At 71.4% G+C, this 14,717-nt stretch carries 12 protein-coding genes; 4 read left to right on the top strand and 8 right to left on the bottom strand.

What is annotated here, in order from left to right:
• Positions 1-23 precede the first annotated feature (23 nt).
• The 5 genes from ACIO3P_RS02560 to ACIO3P_RS02540 all read right to left on the bottom strand — a co-directional run bounded on the left by ACIO3P_RS02560 (position 24) and on the right by ACIO3P_RS02540 (position 4,367).
• Positions 24-1,778: an NAD+ synthase gene (locus tag ACIO3P_RS02560; RefSeq protein WP_329825895.1), complete on the bottom strand. Its 1,755-nt coding sequence runs from the start codon at positions 1,776-1,778 to the stop codon at positions 24-26.
• Positions 1,779-1,871: 93 nt separating this feature from the next.
• Positions 1,872-2,291 carry a CBS domain-containing protein gene (locus tag ACIO3P_RS02555; RefSeq protein ID WP_329825896.1) on the bottom strand — a complete coding sequence of 140 codons (420 nt, stop codon included), beginning with the start codon at positions 2,289-2,291 and terminating at the stop codon, positions 1,872-1,874.
• Positions 2,292-2,469: 178 nt separating this feature from the next.
• A complete protein-coding gene (locus ACIO3P_RS02550) occupies positions 2,470-3,156 on the bottom strand; it encodes a DUF305 domain-containing protein (protein WP_401850460.1) in 687 nt (228 codons plus the stop codon).
• A 35-nt stretch (positions 3,157-3,191) separates the two neighbouring features.
• Positions 3,192-3,839: a DUF3105 domain-containing protein gene (locus ACIO3P_RS02545; RefSeq protein ID WP_329825898.1), complete on the bottom strand. Its 648-nt coding sequence runs from the start codon at positions 3,837-3,839 to the stop codon at positions 3,192-3,194.
• Between the two features lie 99 nt (positions 3,840-3,938).
• Positions 3,939-4,367: a hypothetical protein gene (locus ACIO3P_RS02540; RefSeq protein ID WP_401788217.1), complete on the bottom strand. Its 429-nt coding sequence runs from the start codon at positions 4,365-4,367 to the stop codon at positions 3,939-3,941.
• Between the two features lie 158 nt (positions 4,368-4,525).
• On the opposite strand from ACIO3P_RS02540, the gene ACIO3P_RS02535 reads away from it, so the two are divergent.
• The 3 genes from ACIO3P_RS02535 (at position 4,526) to ACIO3P_RS02525 (ending at position 9,974) form a co-directional block, all read left to right on the top strand.
• Positions 4,526-5,050, top strand: a complete 525-nt coding sequence (locus tag ACIO3P_RS02535; protein WP_329825900.1) for a MarR family transcriptional regulator — start codon at positions 4,526-4,528, stop codon at positions 5,048-5,050.
• Positions 5,051-5,362: 312 nt separating this feature from the next.
• Positions 5,363-6,724, top strand: coding sequence for a glutamine synthetase family protein (locus ACIO3P_RS02530; protein WP_329825901.1), 1,362 nt, complete (start codon positions 5,363-5,365; stop codon positions 6,722-6,724).
• A gap of 145 nt (positions 6,725-6,869) precedes the next feature.
• A complete protein-coding gene (locus tag ACIO3P_RS02525) occupies positions 6,870-9,974 on the top strand; it encodes a bifunctional [glutamine synthetase] adenylyltransferase/[glutamine synthetase]-adenylyl-L-tyrosine phosphorylase (RefSeq protein WP_401850458.1) in 3,105 nt (1,034 codons plus the stop codon).
• Between the two features lie 37 nt (positions 9,975-10,011).
• Here ACIO3P_RS02525 and ACIO3P_RS02520 read toward each other — a convergent pair whose 3' ends face one another.
• From ACIO3P_RS02520 to ACIO3P_RS02510, 3 genes are all read right to left on the bottom strand, one after another.
• Complete coding sequence (locus ACIO3P_RS02520; protein ID WP_329826302.1) at positions 10,012-10,893, bottom strand: glutaminase; 882 nt, start codon at positions 10,891-10,893, stop codon at positions 10,012-10,014.
• A 51-nt stretch (positions 10,894-10,944) separates the two neighbouring features.
• Positions 10,945-11,985 (bottom strand): phosphatase PAP2 family protein, encoded by a 1,041-nt coding sequence (locus ACIO3P_RS02515; protein WP_329825903.1) that lies wholly within the window; start codon positions 11,983-11,985, stop codon positions 10,945-10,947.
• Positions 11,986-12,060: 75 nt separating this feature from the next.
• Positions 12,061-13,116, bottom strand: a complete 1,056-nt coding sequence (locus ACIO3P_RS02510; RefSeq protein WP_329825904.1) for a LacI family DNA-binding transcriptional regulator — start codon at positions 13,114-13,116, stop codon at positions 12,061-12,063.
• Positions 13,117-13,441: 325 nt separating this feature from the next.
• On the opposite strand from ACIO3P_RS02510, the gene ACIO3P_RS02505 reads away from it, so the two are divergent.
• A complete protein-coding gene (locus tag ACIO3P_RS02505; RefSeq protein ID WP_329825905.1) occupies positions 13,442-14,716 on the top strand; it encodes an extracellular solute-binding protein in 1,275 nt (424 codons plus the stop codon).
• Position 14,717: the final 1 nt, after the last annotated feature.

Here is a 14,717-nt window from a genome sequence, read left to right as displayed (position 1 = left end):
GGCCGGGGCCCGGCCCCCGGGCGTCAGACCTGCTCGCGCCAGTGGTTGGTGATCGGCAGCCGCCGGTCCTTGCCGAAACCCTTGGCCGAGATCTTGGTGCCCGGCGGGTACTGGCGCCGCTTGTACTCCGCCGTGTCCACCATCCGCAGCGTCTTCGCCACCAGCTCCGCGTCGAAGCCCGCCGCGACGATCGCGTCCATGCCCTGGTCGCGGTCGACGTACAGCTCCAGGATCCGGTCCAGTACGTCGTAGTCCGGCAGCGAGTCCGTGTCGACCTGGCCCGGCCGCAGCTCGGCGCTGGGCGGCTTCGAGATGGACGCCTCGGGGATCGGCGGGGTCTGGCCGCGCTCCTCGGCGGCGCGGTTGCGCCACCGGGCGAGCCGGAAGACCGACGTCTTGTAGACGTCCTTGATCGGGCCGTACGCGCCCACGGCGTCGCCGTACAGCGTCGAGTACCCCACCGCCAGCTCGGACTTGTTGCCAGGCGCGAGCACGATGTGCCCCTCCTGGTTGGAGAGGGACATCAGCATCGTGCCGCGCAGCCGCGCCTGGAGGTTCTCCTCCGCGAGTCCGGTGAGCCCGAGCGACCCCATGTACGCGTCGAACATCGGCTCGATCGGGTGCGTACGGAAGTTGAGGCCGGTACGGCGCGCCAGCTCGGCCGCGTCGCCCTTGGAGTGGTCCGAGGAGTACTTGGACGGCATGGACACCCCGTACACGTGCTGCGCGCCGAGCGCGTCGCACGCGATGGCCGCCACCAGCGCCGAGTCGATCCCGCCGGAGAGCCCGATCAGGACGGAGCGGAAGCCGTTCTTGGCGGCGTACGCGCGCAACCCCACGACCAGCGCCGAGTACACCTCCTCGTCGTCGTCCAGGCGGTCCGCGTAGCCGCCGGTCAGCTCCGGCTCGTACGCCGGGAGCGGGTCCTCGGAGAGGACGACCCGGTCGATCCGCAGCCCGTCGTCGACGACGCCCTCCACCGGCTCGGCCGCGGCGGCCGGCAGATCGAGGTCCAGGATGACCGAGCCCTCCGCGAACTGCGGGGCGCGGGCCACCACCTCGCCGTCCCTGTCGACGACGATCGAGTCGCCGTCGAAGACCAGCTCGTCCTGGCCGCCGATCATCGCGAGGTACGCGGTGGTGCAGCCGGCCTCCTGGGCGCGCTTGCGGACCAGCTCCAGGCGGGTGTCGTCCTTCTCGCGCTCGTACGGCGAGGCGTTGACCGACAGCAGCAGCCCGGCCCCGGCGGACCGGGCGGCCGGCACGCGCCCGCCCTCCTGCCACAGGTCCTCGCAGATGGCGAGCGCGACATCGACGCCGTGCACCCGGACGACGGGCATCGTGTCGCCCGGCACGAAGTACCGGAACTCGTCGAAGACGCCGTAGTTGGGGAGGTGGTGCTTGGCGAAGTTGAGCACCACCTCACCCCGGTGCAGTACGGCGGCGGCGTTGCGCGGGGCGCCCACGGGCTGCCCGTACCGCGGCTGCGCCGACTCCGAGCGGTCGAGGTAACCGACGACGACGGGGACCTCCCCGAAGCCCTCCTCGGCGAGGCGCCCGGCGAGCGCGCGCACGGCGGCCCGGGACGCCTCGACGAAGGACGACCGCAGGGCCAGGTCCTCGACGGGGTAGCCGGTCAGCGCCATCTCGGGGAACGCGACGAGATGCGCTCCCTGCTCGGCGGCGTGCCGGGTCCAGTGCACGATCGCCTCGGCGTTCGCGGCGAGATCGCCGACGGTCGAGTCGATCTGATTCAGAGCGAGGCGTAGTTGAGGCACGCCGCCCAGTGTAATCGTCTGTCTGACGCGATGTCCCGGGGTGCCGGTGTGGGGCGGGCCACTCGGGGCCCGTGGAATCCGGGGCGGCCGTGGTCAGCGGCCCGCGTAGACCTGTTCCGCCCACGCGGCGATCTGGATCTCGGTGAGATGCCGGGCCAGATCGGCCTCGCTGATCATCCCGACGAGGCGCTTGTCCTCGATCACCGGCAGCCTGCGGATCCGGTGGCTCTGCATCTCGCTCAGGACCTCCTCGACGTCCGCGTCCGAGTCGATCCAGCGCGGCGTGCCGTGCGCCATCTCGCCCGCCGTCGTCTGCGCCGGGTCGTGGCCGCGCGCCACACAGCCGACGACGATGTCGCGGTCCGTGAGAATGCCGGTCAGCCGCTCCTGGGAGTCGGCGATGGGCAGCGCGCCCACGTCCAGCTCGCGCATGAGCTGTGCGGCGCGGTCCAGGGTCTCGTGCGCCGGGATCCACCGGGCGCCGGAATGCATGATGTCCTTGGCCGTGGTCATGGGTGCTCAGCCTCCTGAGTGCGGTGCTGCCGCTGTCCGCCCCGAGCCAGAACCATCATCGTGCGTACGTTCGGGTGACGCGACCGCAGTCACCCGAACGGGGGAGCGGGCGGCGCCCCGCCGTCAGGCCGTACGGTCCGGCCCGACGACGGGGCGACGGGTGCGCCGCGGACGGGCGTCAGGCGCGCGCCTTCGCGCCGCGCTCCGCGAGCAGGTCCGCCATCAGGGACAGCTCCGACTCCTGCGCCGCGACCATCCCCTCGGCGAGGCTCTTCTCCGTACCGTCGGAGCAGAGCCGGACACAGCCCTGCGCCATGGCGACGCCGCCCTTGTGGTGGTCGGTCATGAGCTGGAGGTAGAGGATCTCGGCCGCCTTGCCGCGGGCCTTGCGGAGCTGGTCCAGCTCCGTCCTGGTGGCCATGCCCGGCATCAGCGAACCGTCGCGGGCCTCGTGGCCCGCATGGCCCGCGTCGCCGTGGTCCATGCCCTCCATCCCCGCCATGCCGTCCGTGCCCTCCATCCAGGCCATGGGCTCCGTACCGGCCTCCACCTTGGGCAGCCCCCACAGGTCCAGCCACCCCATGAGCATGCCGCGCTGGTTGGCCTGCGTGTTGGCGATGTCGTACGCCAGCCGGCGCACGTCCTCGTCGTCGGTGCTGTCCCGCACGATGAAGGACATCTCCACGGCCTGCTGGTGGTGGACGGCCATGTCCCGGGCGAAGCCCGCGTCCGCGGACTCCGACGACGGCGTACGGGAGGCCGCCGCCGTACCGTCGTCCCGCGCGGCGGAGGCGACCGTGGCCGTACCGGCGAAGACCAGCGCCAGCACGACGGCGGTGATCGCCGCCCACTGCGTACGTGTCACGGACCGCCGGGGGGCGTCCTCCGGGGCCGCCCCGCTCACTGTGCGCCCATTCCGCCCGTGCAGGCGGCGCCCGGCTCGGGGGTCTGCTCGCCCTGCACGTACTTGGTGAAGAACTGGTTGACGCGGGAGTCCGACGCGCTGTCCACCGTCACCTGCTTGCCCCAGGCGCTCAGCATGATCGCGCCGTCCTGGTCCTTGACCGGGCTCATCAGCGTGTACGGGGTCTTGCCGACCTTGTCGGAGAGCGCCTTCACGTCGTCGTCCGACGCCTTGTCGTTGTACGTGACCCAGACCGCGCCGTGCTCCAGCGAGTGCACCGCGTTGACCTCGGGGATCGCCTCCTTGTAGACGTCACCCTCGCAGTTCATCCAGACCTGGTTGTGGTCACCGCCCACCGGCGGCGTCATCGGGTACTTGACGGTCTCGGTGACATGGTTGCGGCCCAGTTTCTTGGCGTCCCAGGACTTCTCCTCCTTGACGGGCGCCGCGGCGGCGGCCTTCTCCGCCTCCTTCTTGTCGGACTCCTTGTTGAGCGCGTACGCGCCGAAGCCGACGAGGCCGACCACCACGACGGCGCTCAGCGTGATCGTGATGATGCGGCTGCGCCGTTCGCGGGCCCGCTCGGCACGGCGCATCTCCTCTATTCGGGCCTTGCGGTCGGCTGACTGGGACTTCGAACCCATGATGTTTTCGTCCTTCTGACTTCTGGGGATGGCTGCGGAATCGCGGAACGCTGCCTGCTGGACGCGAGGCGTGGAACACGGTGCGGGTGCGGGGCCCGGCTACGTCCGCAGTACTTGAAGGACGTGAAGGTCCGGCGCGCGGGGGAACGCTCCGGAGCGGGGTGCCCGGCCGGTGGGGCGCGGCGGTTCGAGGTACGGGTGCTGTACGGCGACGGCGGGCGCCGCGGCGGGCGGCGGCACGGTGAGGACCGCCGCGCCCAGGTGCGGGAGGACCCCGCAGTCGCCGTCGCGGTACGGGCAGACGTACTGGGACTCGCCGGCGTGCGGCGGTTGTGCCGTACCGACGGTGAAGCCGCCCGCCACGGCGGCGGTGACGGCCGGGCCGTCCCGGTGGTGGCCCGGTGCCGTCTCCGTGTCGGTGCCCAGACAGAGGAACAGCGCGGCCAGCAGCGTCGCCACGGCGCTGAACAAGGCCGTGGGACGCGTGGGCCGTATGTGGCCGATGCGGCCGCGCGACTGTCCCCCCATGGGGCCAGATCGTAGTGCGTGGCGGACCGGAGCAGCAGTGCGGAGTCGGCCGAGGGCGCCGTACCGCGCCCTCGGCCGCTGTGTCCTGGCCGTGTACCGCCGTCGATACGGTATGAAACGGTCCCTCGGAAACGGTCACCGGCGCGATACAAAGAGGCATGGCCGAACAAGAAGGCGGGGCCGGGCGTCCCCCCGCCGATGTCGACGCGGTGACCCACGCGGTGCTGACCGCGTCCCGGCTCCTGGTCGCCATCTCCGCCCGTTCCCTCGCCGCGATGGGGGAGCGGGTCACGCTGCCCCAGTTCCGCCTTCTGGTGGTCCTCTCCACCCACGGCGACGCCAAGCTCGTCTCGGTCGCCGAACGGCTCGGCGTGAACCCGTCCACCGCCATGCGCATGCTCGACCGGCTGATCGCGGCGGGGCTGGCGACCCGCGAGAGCAACCCCGGCAACCGCAGGGAGACGGTGCTGGCGCTCACCCCCGAGGGCCACACCCTGGTCGAGCGGGTCACGGCAGTACGCCACCGGGAGATCTCGGCGATCGTCGAGCGGCTCACCCCCGGGCAGCGCGCGGACCTGGTCGGGGCGCTGACGGCGTTCACGGAGGCGGGCGGGGAGCCCGCCGTCCCGGGCGACGAGGGGGAGCCGTATCCGCTGGGCTGGTCCGACACCCACACCCGGTGACCCGGTGACCCGGTGACCCGGTGACCTGGTGAAGGCGGCCCCTCGGGGCCGACCGGCCGACCGTGACGGATGAAGCCTCAACCGGTGGCTGACAGTCGCCAGGAGTGATCTTCACCGGCGGGGATTGCGGTCACCTGTTTCATGGGCACCACCTGGGCAGGCACTATGGGCGTGAGCCCGTACACCCGCACGACGCGGAGCGTTGGACGGGCGTTCGCAACGCGCCGGAAATCGTGTGGTGGGATGCTCGTGTGCCCCAACGTGCCCCGCGACATGGGAGCAGGTGGCCTGACCAGCAAGGATGGGTAGGATATGGATAAGCAGCAGGAATTCGTGCTCCGTACGCTGGAGGAGCGCGACATCCGCTTCGTGCGGCTCTGGTTCACCGACGTGCTCGGCTTCCTGAAGTCGGTCGCCGTCGCCCCCGCGGAGCTGGAGCAGGCATTCGACGAAGGCATGGGCTTCGACGGATCCGCGATCGAGGGCTTCGCCCGTGTCTACGAGTCCGACATGATCGCCAAGCCCGATCCGAGCACCTTCCAGATCCTCCCCTGGCGCGCCGAGGCCCCGGGCACGGCCCGGATGTTCTGCGACATCCTGATGCCCGACGGCTCGCCGTCCTTCGCGGACCCGCGCTACGTCCTCAAGCGGATGCTCGCCAAGACCTCGGACCTGGGGTTCACCTTCTACACCCACCCCGAGATCGAGTTCTTCCTGCTGAAGGACAAGCCGGTCGACGGCACCCGGCCGACCCCGGCCGACAGCTCCGGCTACTTCGACCACACCCCGCAGAACGTGGGGATGGACTTCCGGCGCCAGGCGATCACGATGCTGGAGTCCATGGGCATCTCGGTGGAGTTCAGCCACCACGAGGGCGCCCCCGGCCAGCAGGAGATCGACCTGCGGTACGCGGACGCGCTCTCCACGGCGGACAACATCATGACGTTCCGCCTGGTCATGAAGCAGGTCGCGCTGGAGCAGGGCGTACAGGCGACGTTCATGCCCAAGCCGTTCTCGGAGTACCCCGGCTCGGGCATGCACACCCACCTCTCCCTCTTCGAGGGCGACCGGAACGCGTTCTACGAGTCCGGCGCGGAGTACCAGCTCTCGAAGGTCGGCCGCTCCTTCATCGCCGGGCTGCTCAAGCACGCGGCGGAGATCTCCGCCGTCACCAACCAGTGGGTCAACTCCTACAAGCGCATCTGGGGCGGCTCCACCCGCACCGCCGGATCGGGCGGCGAGGCCCCCTCGTACATCTGCTGGGGCCACAACAACCGGTCCGCGCTGATCCGCGTCCCGATGTACAAGCCCGGCAAGACCGGCTCCGCCCGCGTCGAGGTCCGCTCCATCGACTCCGGCGCCAACCCGTACCTGACGTACGCGGTCCTGCTCGCCGCCGGCCTCAAGGGCATCGAGGAGGGCTACGAACTCCCGGCGGGCGCCGACGACGACGTGTGGGCGCTCTCCGACGCCGAGCGCCGCGCGATGGGCATCGAGCCCCTGCCGCAGAACCTGGGCGAGGCGATCTCCCTGATGGAGCGCAGCGAACTGGTGGCGGAGACCCTGGGGGAGCACGTCTTCGACTTCTTCCTGCGCAACAAGAAGCAGGAGTGGGAGGAGTACCGCTCCGAGGTCACCGCCTTCGAGCTGAAGAAGAACCTGCCGGTGCTGTAGCCGCGGTGTCCCGGCCGAGCCGCACGTGTGCGGCTCGGCCGGGACGCGCGTCCGCGATCTGCGGCGGTCTTCCGCCGTCACCTGGTACTAGGCTCGATCCCCGGTGCTCGGCCGTGTGGATGCCGAGCTGACAGGAGACGGCGAGATGACGATGCCGGGACGCAGAAGCAGTACGTTCACCCGACTGCTGCGGCATGGTTTCACCGATCCGTCCGCCGCCGAGCGGCTGCTCGACGTCCCGGAGATGGCGCTCGTACGGTCCGACCCCCTGCTGCTCGACGCGCTCGGCCAGACCGCCGACCCCGATCTCGCGCTGCGCGGGCTCGTCCGGCTCGCCGAGGCGGCCCGGCCCGAGCACCTGCGGATCCTGCTCGACACCCTCATCACCGCCAAGCCCCTGCGGGACCGGCTGCTCGGGGTGCTCGGCGCGTCCGAGGCGCTCGGGGACCATCTCGCCAGGCACCCGGAGGACTGGCACGCCCTCGTCACGTACGAGCTGGCGGATCTGCACCCCGGCGTCGAGGAGTTCGAGCAGGCCCTCGCCGAGGTGAAGGACTCCGTCTCGCTGCGGATCGCCTACCGCCGGTGCCTGCTGGCCATAGCGGCCAGGGACGTCTGCGGCACGGCCGACGTCGCCCAGATCGCCGCCGAGCTCGCCGACCTGGCGACCGCCACCCTCCGCGCCGCCCTCGCGATCGCCAAGGCCGCCGCGCCCGAGGACGCCGCCGCGTGCCGGCTCGCGGTCATCGCCATGGGCAAGTGCGGCGGCCACGAACTGAACTACGTCTCCGACGTGGACGTCATCTTCGTCGGCGAACCCCCGCTGGGCACCGACGACGCCGACGGCGCGAAGAGCGCCGTCCAGGCCGCCACCCGCCTCGCCTCCCACCTCATGCGGATCTGCTCCGAGTCGACCGCCGAGGGAACCATCTGGCCCGTCGACGCCAACCTGCGCCCCGAGGGGCGGAACGGGCCGCTCGTACGGACCCTCAGCAGCCATCTCGCCTACTACCAGCGCTGGGCGAAGACCTGGGAGTTCCAGGCACTCCTCAAGGCCCGCCCCGTCGCCGGGGATCCGGCCCTCGGCGCCGAGTACGTCGACGCCGTCTCCCCGATGGTCTGGCAGGCCGCCGAGCGCGAACACTTCGTGACCGACGTGCAGAAGATGCGCCGCCGCGTCATCGACAACATCCCCGCGGGACAGGTCGAGCGCGAACTCAAACTGGGCCCCGGCGGGCTGCGGGACGTCGAGTTCGCCGTACAGCTCCTCCAGTTGGTGCACGGCCGCAGTGACGCCTCGCTGCACAGCGGCTCCACGCTCGAAGCCCTCGGCGCGCTCGCCGCCGGCGGGTACGTGGGCCGCGCCGACGCCCGGCAGCTCGACGAGGCGTACCGTTTCCTGCGCGCCATGGAACACCGCATCCAGCTCTACCGGCTGCGCCGCACCCATCTCGTCCCGGAGGACGAGGCCGACCTGCGCCGCCTCGGCCGCTCGCTGGGGCTGCGCGGCGATCCCGTCGCCGAGCTGAACAGGGCCTGGCGGCGGCACGCCGCGGCCGTACGGCGGCTGCACGAGAAGCTCTTCTACCGGCCGCTGCTCGACGCGGTCGCCCAGCTCGCGCCCGGCGAGATCCGGCTCAGCCCCAAGGCGGCCGGGCAGCGCCTCGAAGCGCTCGGTTACGCGGACCCGGTGGCCGCGCTCCGTCACCTGGAGGCGCTGTCGTCCGGGGTGAGCCGCAAGGCGGCCATCCAGCGGACCCTGCTGCCCGTGCTGCTCGGCTGGTTCGCGGACTCCGCCGACCCCGACGCCGGTCTGCTCGGCTTCCGCAAGGTCTCCGACGCGCTCGGCAAGACCCCCTGGTACCTGCGGCTGCTGCGGGACGAGGGCGCCGCCGCCGAGAACCTCGCGCGCGTCCTGTCGGCCGGGCGGCTCGCCCCCGACCTGCTGCTGCGCGCCCCCGAGGCGGTGGCCATCCTCGGCGACCCGGACGGGCTGACCCCGCGCGGCCGTGACCACCTCGAACAGGAGGTCCTCGCGGCGGTCGGCCGCGCCGACACCGCCGAGGGCGCGGTCGCCTTCGCGCGCGGGGTGCGCAGGCGGGAGCTGTTCCGGACGGCCGCGGCCGACCTGATCGGCTCGTACGGTACGGAGGAGTCCCCGGCCGAGGAGGACCCCGGCGCGCTGGTCGACCGGGTCGGGAACGCGGTCACCGACCTCAACGCGGCGACGCTCGCGGCGGCCCTGCGCGCCGTCGTGCGCGAGCAGTGGGGCGACACCCTGCCCACCAGGTTCGCGGTCATCGGGATGGGCCGCTTCGGCGGGCACGAGCTGGGGTACGGCTCCGACGCGGACGTCCTCTTCGTCCACGAGCCGCGCGACGGCGTCAGCGAGCACGAGGCGGCGCGCGCCGCGAACGCCGTGGTCGCCGAGATGCGCAGACTGCTCCAGGTCCCCACCTCCGACCCGCCGTTGCTGATCGACGCCGATCTGCGCCCGGAGGGCAAGAGCGGCCCGATGGTCCGCACGCTCGCCTCCTACGCCGCCTACTACCGGCGCTGGTCGCTGGCCTGGGAGAGCCAGGCGCTGCTGCGCGCCGAACCGATGGCGGGCGACGCCGAGCTGGGCCGCCGCTTCGTCGCACTCGTCGACCCGCTGCGCTATCCGGAGCGCGGCCTCGGCGACGACGCGGTACGGGAGATCCGCCGGCTCAAGGCGCGGATGGAGACGGAGCGGCTGCCGCGCGGCGCCGACCCGACGCTCCACACCAAGCTGGGCCGCGGCGGGCTCTCCGACGTCGAGTGGACGGTGCAGCTCCTCCAGATGCGGCACGGCTGGGAGGTGCCTGCGCTGCGGACGACCCGTACGCGCCGGGCGCTGGCGGCGGCGCACGACGCCGGGCTGATCGAGGCGCAGGACGCGGCGATCCTGGACGAGGCGTGGGTCCTGGCGACGCGGGTGCGCAACGGGGTGATGCTGGTACGGGGCAGGTCCGGCGACACCTTCCCCTCGGACGGCCGCGAGATGGGCGCGATGGGCCGCTACCTCGGCTACGCGCCCGGACCGGCGGGACCTGCGGGACCGGCCGGACCGGCGGGACCCGAGCGGGGCGAGCAGCACAACGGGGCCAACGGGCACGGCGGGCACACCAACGGCTACGGGGGCGTCAGCGGCGGCATGCTGGACGACTACCGGCGGACGACACGCAGGGCGCGGGCGGTGGTGGAGGAGCTGTTCTACGGGGCGCCGTGAGGCGGAGGGACCCCGCCGGCGGTGGCGTACGGGCCGGTCAGAACACCGACCAGCCCGTCGCCGTGGTGAACGCGTCCAGCGCCGCCACCGCCGCCACCGAGTTCCCGACCGCGTCCAGCCGCGGCCCCCACGCGCAGAGCGTGGCGCGGCCCGGCAGGATCGCCACGATGCCGCCGCCGACGCCGCTCTTGCCCGGCAGCCCCACCCGGTAGGCGAACTCGCCCGCCGCGTCGTAGGCGCCGCAGGTCAGCAGGACCGCGTTGACGCGCTTCGCCTCGCTGCCGGTCATCAGTCGGGAGCCGTCGGCGCGCAGCCCGTGGCGGGCCAGGAAGCGGCTCGCCAGCGCCAGGTCGCGGCAGCTCGCGGCGATCGAGCAGTGCGCGTAGTAGCGGTCGAGGACCGTCTCGACCGGGTTCTCCAGATTGCCGTGGGCGGCGATGAAGTGGGCCAGCGCCGCGTTGCGGTGGCCGTGCGCGGCCTCCGAGGCGGCGACGGCCGGATCCGTGGCCAGCAGCGGATTGCCGGATTCCGTGCGCAGGAAGTCGCGGACGGCGCCCGCCGCGTCACCGGTCAGGCTCTGGAGCCGGTCGGTGACCACCAGCGCCCCGGCGTTTATGAAGGGGTTGCGCGGGATGCCGTGTTCCTTTTCGAGCTGCACCAGCGAGTTGAACGGGTTGCCGGACGGTTCGCGTCCCACACCCCGCCAGATCGCGTCGCCGCCGTGCGCCAGCACCAGCGCCAGGCTGAAGAGCTTGGACACGCTCTGTATCGAGAAAGGCCGCTCCCAGTCACCGACCCCGTGGACCTCGCCGTCGACGGTCGCCAGCGCCATGCCGAACGCGTTCGGATCCGCCGTGGCGAGCGCCGGGATGTAGTCGGCGACGTGCCCCTGGCCCGCCGTCCGGTGGGCGGCGGCCATCGCGGTGTGCAGCAGGTGCGGGTAGTCGGGCGTGCGCATGCCCGGATCTTCTCAGAGCGACGCCGGACTCTCGTCCTCGGCCCGGCGGGGCGGACGGCGCCGTAGCAGGACGCGCGAGGGGCGGCGCTCCCCGGCGACCCGGCGCGGCAGGCGGTGCGGCAGAGCCCCGTACCAGAGGTACGAGAGGGTGAAGCCGAACGCCAGGCAGATCATGCCGCCCACCGCGTCCAGCCAGAAGTGGTTGGCCGTGGCGACGATGACGACCAGGGTGGCCGCGGGGTAGAGCAGGCCCAGGATCCTCGCCCAGGGCGCCGACGCCAGCGCGAAGATGGTCAGGCCGCACCACAGGGACCAGCCGATGTGCATCGACGGCATGGCCGCGTACTGGTTCGACATGTTCTTCAGGTTGCCCGAGGCCATCGAGCCCCAGGTCTCGTGGCGGACGACCGTGTCGATGAAGTGGCCGCCGTTCATCAGCCGCGGGGGCGCCAGCGGATACAGGTAGTAACCGAGCAGGGCCACGGCGGTGGTCGCGAAGAGCGTCAGCCGGGCGGCGGCGTACCGCCCCGGATGGCTGCGGAAGAGCCAGACGAGTACGCCGATCGTGACGATGAAGTGCAGGGTGGCGTAGTAGTAGTTCATGGCCACGATCAGCCACGTCACGGAATCCACGGCGTGGTTGACGCTCCGCTCGACGGCGATGCCGAGGGTCTGCTCGGTGTGCCAGATCCAGTCGGCGTTCTTCAGCGCCTGGGTGCGCTGCTCCGGCACCGCGTTGCGGATGAGGGAGTACGTCCAGTAACTGACCGCGATCAGCAGGATTTCGAACCAGATGCGCGGGCGGCGCGGGGAGCGCAGCCGCCGCAGCCGCCTGGGTCCGGCCGGTACGGCGGATTCGGCGGGTTCGGTGGCTCCGGGGGTACGGTCCGCCCGCACCGAGGTCTCCCGCGGTGCCGCCGTGTCCGTGTCCGCCCGTGTGTCCGTGACCGTGACCGCCTCCGTCGCCTCCGGGGCCGTTTCCGCGGTGGGTGACGGCGTGGGGTACGGGGTGGCCTTACGGCCTGCCTCTGCCTTCACCGTTGATTCACCCATGGGGCGAGAGTCTGCCAGATTCCTCACCCCCGACCGATCATCCCCCGGACGGGTTCTGTTCGCACGCGGTCCGTCTCAAGGACGAGATCGCGACCCGGATATTCCCAGGGGTCCGGGGGCCGGCGCCGAAGCCGTTGAACCGCGTACGACCAGCTCGGGCATGAAGACGAACTCGCTGTGCGGGGCGGGCGTACCGCCGATCTCCTCCAGGAGCGTACGGACCGCCGCCTGGCCCATCGACGGCACCGGCTTGCGGATCGTCGTCAGCGGTGGGTCGGTGAAGGCTATGAGCGGGGAGTCGTCGAAGCCGACCACCGACAGGTCGCGGGGCACGTCGAGACCGAGCCGGCGCGCGGCCCTGATCGCGCCGAGCGCCATCATGTCGCTCGCGCACACCACCGCCGTGCAGCCGCGTTCGATCAGCGCGGAGGCCGCCGCCTGGCCGCCCTCCAGGGTGAACAGCGACTGCTGGATCAGTTCGTCGGTCTGGGCCCCGGTCAGCCCGAGCAACTCCTGGACCGTGGCCCGGAACCCCTCGATCTTGCGGAGGACGGGGACGAACCGCTTGGGCCCGACGGCCAGCCCGATGCGCTGGTGGCCGAGCGAGACGAGATGGGTCACCGCGAGCCGTACGGCCGCCCGGTCGTCCGGTGAGATGAACGGCGCCCTCACCTTCGGCGAGAAGCCGTCCACGAGGACGAACGGCACGCCCTGGGCGCCCAGCTTCTCGTAACGCCGCATGTCGGCGGAGGTGTCGGCGTGCAGCCCGGAGACGAAGATGATGCCGGAGACGTCGCGTTCGACCAGCATCTCCGTCAGCTCGTCCTCGGTCGAGCCGCCGGGCGTCTGCGTGGCCAGGACGGGGGTGTAGCCCTGCCGGGTCAGTGCCTGCCCGATGACCTGCGCGAGCGCCGGGAAGATCGGGTTCTCCAGCTCCGGCGTGATCAGGCCGACGAGCCCCGCGCTGCGGCGGCGCAGCCGTACGGGGCGTTCGTATCCGAGGACGTCGAGCGCGGCGAGTACGGACTCACGGGTGGTCGCGGCAACACCGGGTTTGCCGTTCAGAACGCGGCTGACCGTCGCTTCGCTGACCCCCGCCTGAGTTGCGATATCGGCAAGCCGTGCGGTCATGTGAGTGGACTGTACCGGTCGTCTGTCGGATTGCCCACCGCGCGTCCGAGTCGATCGCGCGGCAAGTTCTTGCAAGATCTTGCGAAACCTTCCTGCGGTGCGGTTGACGTCCTCCCGGAGGGGCGCGGACCCCGGTCGCCCCTGGGGGAGCGGGGGAGTGCCACGCGTCAAGGGTGAGCGGCGCAATCGACAGGACACATGCCGGTAACGATCGGCGGACCTTGCAGAAATCTTCCGCAAGGTCTTTCGGCCTTCTTGCATCGCTGTTACGTTCACGTCCGACCGGGCGCCGCGACGGAGCGGTACGGCAGTTGAAGGAGTTCGGATGCGACGTGGCATAACGGCCACCGCCCTGGCCGCGATCCTGGCCCTCGCGGCGACCGCCTGCGGTGGTGACGGGGACGCGGGCGGCTCGAAGAGTTCGGGCGGCGAGCTCTCGGGGACGGTCACGTGGTGGGACACCTCGACCGTCGGCAGCGAGGACAAGGTCTTCAAGAAGCTCGCCGAGGGGTTCGAGGCGAAGCACCCGAAGGTCGACGTCAAGTACGTCAACGTGCCGTTCGGGGACGCCCAGAACAAGTTCAAGAACGCCGCGCAGTCCGGCTCCGGCGCCCCCGACGTGATCCGCTCCGAGGTCGCCTGGACGCCCGAGTTCGCCGATCTCGGCTATCTCGCGCCGCTGGACGGCACGTCGGCGCTCAAGGACGAGAAGGACTTCCTGCCGCAGGCCGCCGCGTCCACCCGGTACAAGGACAAGACGTACGCGGTGCCGCAGGTCATCGACTCCATGGGCATCTTCTACAACAAGAAGATCTTCAAGGACGCGGGCGTCGAAGTGCCCAGGACCGTCGCCGAGTTGAAGACCGTATCGAAGACGATCAAGGCGAAGACCGGGAAGACCGGGCTCTACCTGCGCGGCGACGACGCGTACTGGTTCCTGTCGTTCCTGTACGGCGAGGGCGGCAACCTGGTCGACGCCCGGTCCAAGTCGGTCACGGTCGACAACGCGGCCGGCGTCAAGGCCATGACCGTCGTCAAGGACCTGGTCGACTCCGGCGCCGCCAAGACCGACGCCACCGACGGCTGGGAGAACATGCAGGCGTCGTTCAAGGACGGCGACGTCGCGATGATCATCAACGGCCCCTGGGCCGTGGCCGACACCTACGGCGGCGCCCAGTTCAAGGACAAGGCCAACCTGGGCATCGCCCCCGTACCGGCGGGCTCCGCCGCGCAGGGCGCCCCGCAGGGCGGCCACAACCTCGCCGTGTACGCGGGCTCCGGAAACCTGGACGCCTCCTACGCGTTCGTCCAGTACATGACGGACGCGCAGAGCCAGGCGACCGTCGCCGAGCAGCTCAGCCTGCTCCCGACCCGTACCTCCGTCTACACGAAGCCGGGCGTCGCCGACAACGAGATCGTCGGCTTCTTCAAGCCCGTCGTCGACAAGGCCATCGAGCGCCCCTGGATCCCCGAGACCGGCAGCCTGTTCGCGCCGCTGGTCACCGAGTACACCAAGGTCCTCACCGGCCAGACCACCCCGGACAAGGGCGTCAGGACCACCGGTGACGCCTACCGCAAGCTGCTCAAGGGCTGGAAGTAGC

The organism is Streptomyces sp. NPDC087310 (assembly GCF_044744405.1).
Classification (GTDB): domain Bacteria; phylum Actinomycetota; class Actinomycetes; order Streptomycetales; family Streptomycetaceae; genus Streptomyces.
The sequence above is the reverse complement of the archived record's forward strand: the minus strand, read 5'-3'. Positions and strand labels throughout refer to the sequence as shown.